General features: G+C 41.3%; 4 protein-coding genes and 1 pseudogene. All 5 read right to left on the bottom strand.

The features are described from left to right. Positions 1 to 4: 4 nt before the first annotated feature. The 5 genes and pseudogenes from BC351_RS19450 to BC351_RS19430 all read right to left on the bottom strand — a co-directional run bounded on the left by BC351_RS19450 (position 5) and on the right by BC351_RS19430 (position 4,107). On the bottom strand, positions 5 to 250 hold the full coding sequence (locus BC351_RS19450) for an acyl carrier protein (RefSeq protein WP_079414398.1): 246 nt from the start codon (positions 248 to 250) through the stop codon (positions 5 to 7). Positions 251 to 264: 14 nt separating this feature from the next. Continuing rightward, positions 265 to 1,320: an HAD-IIIC family phosphatase gene (locus tag BC351_RS19445; protein WP_144028459.1), complete on the bottom strand. Its 1,056-nt coding sequence runs from the start codon at positions 1,318 to 1,320 to the stop codon at positions 265 to 267. Between the two features lie 5 nt (positions 1,321 to 1,325). After that, positions 1,326 to 2,186: a 3-hydroxyacyl-CoA dehydrogenase family protein gene (locus tag BC351_RS19440; RefSeq protein WP_079414396.1), complete on the bottom strand. Its 861-nt coding sequence runs from the start codon at positions 2,184 to 2,186 to the stop codon at positions 1,326 to 1,328. Between the two features lie 830 nt (positions 2,187 to 3,016). Continuing rightward, positions 3,017 to 3,232: pseudogene (locus BC351_RS44360) on the bottom strand (transposase domain-containing protein); the annotation flags it as partial. 518 nt (positions 3,233 to 3,750) lie between these two features. After that, a complete protein-coding gene (locus BC351_RS19430) occupies positions 3,751 to 4,107 on the bottom strand; it encodes a helix-turn-helix domain-containing protein (RefSeq protein ID WP_158082148.1) in 357 nt (118 codons plus the stop codon). Positions 4,108 to 4,504 lie beyond the last annotated feature (397 nt).

Raw genomic sequence — 4,504 nt, 5'->3', positions numbered from 1 at the left:
CGGTTTATCCAACCTTTCTGTTGACCAGTGCAGCGATGTTGTTGACGGTGGAAAAGTTTTTGATATCAAGGTCCTCGTTGTCAACGGTCATGCTGAACTCCGACTCGATGTACTCCAGCAATTGCATCGCAAACAACGAGTTCACAAACCCCATTTCGAAAATGTTGTCGTCGTCTTCGAATTTTGCTTCATCTTCAAATACGACCAGTTGGGATTCAATAAACGAACGAATTTTTTGGTTGAGTTCCATCTGTATAACGCTCCTTAGCCGATGTATTTGGTTTCACGGACATTGACTTCAATATGAGGTGGGAACGGCTGAATGATGCTCAAGTCGTTCTCAAACAAAATGTTGCCTTTCCCGTCGTTTTCGATTTCTTTGAAGTTGGCGAAACGGTAGGTCACGTACATCATACGGTTGCGATCCGTCTGCTTAAAGTCAGCGAGCAGTTTTTTGCCGTTTTGTTTCGCTTCCTGCATAATGCATGACATCAAGACCGTTCCCACACCTCGCGACATCACGCGACAGGACATCAACATCAATTGGAGATGCCAGTGCGTTTCCGTCAGTTCAATCAGTGCGAGACCGATCTTCCCATAGGAACCGTAGCGGTCGGTCAACTCACAAACCAGCAGGCAGTGTCGGTCCGAATGACGGAACGCGTTCAGTTCGTCATAGTCGAACGTTCGCCCTGTCGAATTCAGCTGATTGGTGCGCTGGGTCAGTTCCTCAGCACGCTTCAGGTCTTCCTCTACGCAATCCGAGATGATGAACGACATCTGCAGGGAAGCCAGGAACGACTCCTTTGGCCCTTGGTACTCCTCTTCCTCCCGATTGCGCTGCATGTCTTCGAGATATATGAGGCGACGGCGCTTGGAATCTTCAGTGATGAACTTCGGATTCAGTCGTGGATGAGCAGGCAGTTCCGCATACTCCAGAGCGTCCACACAGAACACCTCCAAGTGCACGCTTGCCACCTCGTCGCGCTCAAAGCTTTGATCGTCCACAAAAACGAACGTGTCGATCCCGATGTTCAACTTCTCACGAATCGTCGCAATCGACTGCGACTTCGCGTTCCAATGAATCTGCGGATAGAAAAAATAGTGATCGATGCCAAATTCCTGCAACTTGCGTATCGCGTCTTCATAGTTGTTTTTGCTGGCAATGGATTGCAGAATGCCTCGGGAGTCGAGCAATTCGAGAATCTCCACAATGCCTTCCTTCAAACTCACGCTTTCCGACTCCAACAAAACGCCATCCCATATCGTATGGTCCAGGTCCCAGACCACACACTTAATCTCTTTCCCTTTCGAACTCACCGGAATTACCCCTTCCGTGTATATTCAAAGAATCCCTTACCGGACTTGCGACCCAACAAACCTGCGTCCACCATCTTGACAAGCAGTGGAGCCGGGCGAAATTTCGGATCGTTGAACTGTTCATACAGGGTGTACAGAGAATTCAGAATCGTATCCAGACCAATCAGGTCACCGGTCGCCAATGGCCCCATTTTATGCCCAAAGCCCATACGGAAAATCTTATCAACGTCTTGTGGCTTCGATACTCTATCTTGAACCGCCCAGATGCACTCATTGATCATCAGCATCAGAACACGGTTGGTCACGAAGCCTGGGAAATCATTTACAACGACTGGCGTTTTTCTACAAGATTGCAGAAATTCCTCAGCAACCGACACCGTTTCATCGGACGTGTGCATACCACGTATGACTTCAACCATCTCTTTCAAAGGCACTGGATTCATGAAATGCATTCCGATGACAAGTTCTGGCCGTGGCATCAGGGCCGCAACCTTCGTGATCGAAATGCAGGAAGTATTGACTGCATAATAAACATCATCACGGCATACCTCACGCAATTCAGAATAAACCCGCTTCTTCGTCTCCCAATGTTCTGTAACGTTTTCGATGATATAATCGACCTCTTCGAACGCTTCATAAGTGGTGGTGAAAACAATGCGAGAAAACAACTCGTCTACGGACAGAGCCTTCAGGTGCTTTTGTGTCAACTGATACACTCGAAATTCTCTACGAATCTTTTCCTTCGCTCGAAGAATTACTTCTTCATGAAGATCCTTCAAGATCACTTTGTATCCATAACCTGCGAGATCAAGTGCGATGTCTGTGCCCATGACGCCCGCTCCGATAACTCCAAATGTTTGAAGCATTTTCCGCTATCCCCCAAAAAAATATTTTGCTATCTAGAAAATCATTCATTAACTAAACCAGACGGCTAATATTTAAGAAAAATTCACCCTTAGGTGGAGCTTACTGTGGACTTTATGCTTTGATTTTTTCTTTTTTTTCTGGTATCGATTCCATAAAAATCATAAGATTATCGGTGCTTTTCAGTGTTTCGTATCTTGGTATACCTCGTGTCGGAACAGGGGAACAGATACCTATTTTTCAACATATGCACAAATCCATGTAGTTTGTTTCATTATTTTTCAACTATTACGAAACCTTTGCCTGATGACAGCCCACTTACTGTGGGCTTTATGCTTTGATTCCTTCTTTTTTTTCTGGTACCGATTTCATAAAAATCCATAAGATTATCAGTGCTTATTTCATTAATAAGAATCAAAAATAACTTTAAACCAATTTAATAACCTATGTATTAAGTACAGCAAGTGAATACGACTGGTTTTCCACATTTTTCTTCTTTACGCTAGGCTATTATATTCTGAAAAATCGAAACATTCCGAACGAACATCCACCTTTTTTTGCGGTATCGGTCAGGTATATCGTTGTGTGTTTAAAATTATTTGACACGTAAATCCAACCTCAACACTTCCTTTGATGGTAATATTTTCATATTAACTCAGGCTAATTTTATAACACGCTGTAAGATACTGTCAATCCGTTTTAATAAAAATTATTGCGCTATGCTGTTTATGATGAGAATTACAAATATATAATAAAAACAGAGGTACTCCATCATAAAAAATCAATATATTAGTTACTTAACTTTCGTAAGCTTCAAATAGCCCCCATCTTATCATGAAGATGAGGGCGCAAAGTAGCTGTAATCAAGATTTAATATACGACAAGTCGACAGTAGCGAAGGCGACCAGGGTAGCAGGTTGTCCAACTCCCTCAGGATCCTTCGGATCGGGAATTTGCGGGAGTTGCTCGAACAGGCACAGTACTTGAACGGGTTCAACTGGTTCTCTTTCGTTGTTTCAATCACGCTGTAAATAGGTGCTGCCCATTTCTTTGGATTTGCACCCTGTGAATAGCAAGGAAAGCGAGATTGCACAAATCATCCTGTTTAGCATATGTCTTGACATGTCCATGAACCCTCCGATTAGATATCTCAAGTATACTGTAAAAATGTAATTATCATCCTATATGAGCTTATTTTCCAATTAGTATTTCTTAAACATTCTAGCCGATAGGTTGTCTTTTCCCTCTATTAGCTTCTTTATAAATTGCTTAACTGATTCAAGCACCTCTTATCACCTGCTTCATACTGAATGAATCCCTAAGTAAAAAGTTCTCTTATAAAATCATTCTTCAACTCCATTTTTAGTCTTCTTTGCCCCATACAATCGAGTAATAATTCATTGAAAAACAGTCTATTAATAGAAAATTATACCATGCAGTTAATAAACTATCCAAAGTAAAGATATCGGCGAAATCAGCTACAGGCCACCACGCTTTACTGCCCGTCCCTCAATGTAAATAACCAGCTTGCTGAGCTGGCTCATTTACTTACCTAAACAATAATTTCTAAATAACACTCCTGAGTTTAAGTTTAACTATTTCTAATGCCTCCATCTGATTATTACTGTCCAATTTTCTGAAAGCACTGATTAATTCTATTTCAATCGGGCACAATTCCGAGCTTGTTAGGTTAATGTCTGATGGTTGTCCGGAAATATGAGTACTCGTCCCTTTTAACAACCATTCTAGGGAACACCCAAATTTTGTATGAATCGAAATTACAGTCTCTATTGCAGGTTTACTCTTTCCAGCCTCGATATCACTGAGACTTCCTTGTGAAACTCCAATTAATCTGGAAAATTCAATTTGATTTAGATTATGAATCTTTCTAAGTCTTCTGACGTTGTCCCCGATAATATTCACAGAGGCTCCTCCATTATGATACGAATTATGACAGAGTTTATTACAGAGAATTTGAAGGCTATCTTTTAGTAGATTTTCTTCCTCTTAGAGATCGAACGCGAAAAATAATATTATGTTGGTTAGAAAAATATCCCGATCTACCAAGGCTTTAAGCCACATCGGGACTGACTAAGTTGTGACAAATCTACGTTCCTAATCAATGACAAACTAAATTACAACTCACAACTGTTACAGCTGCTTGTTTTCCAAAGGTTTGTCCTGACAAATGTTATAATATCCTACTCATTCTAAAAGCAAATATTTTGCATTAGAATCATTTCTTTTTTATTAAACACCTTTAATCAGATGGCATCTAAACCCTTATGTATCAAGAGCTTTGCTACTATCTAGTTGACTC

This window comes from Paenibacillus ferrarius (genome assembly GCF_002027705.1).
GTDB classification, from domain to species: domain Bacteria; phylum Bacillota; class Bacilli; order Paenibacillales; family NBRC-103111; genus Paenibacillus_E; species Paenibacillus_E ferrarius.
The sequence above is the reverse complement of the archived record's forward strand: the minus strand, read 5'-3'. Positions and strand labels throughout refer to the sequence as shown.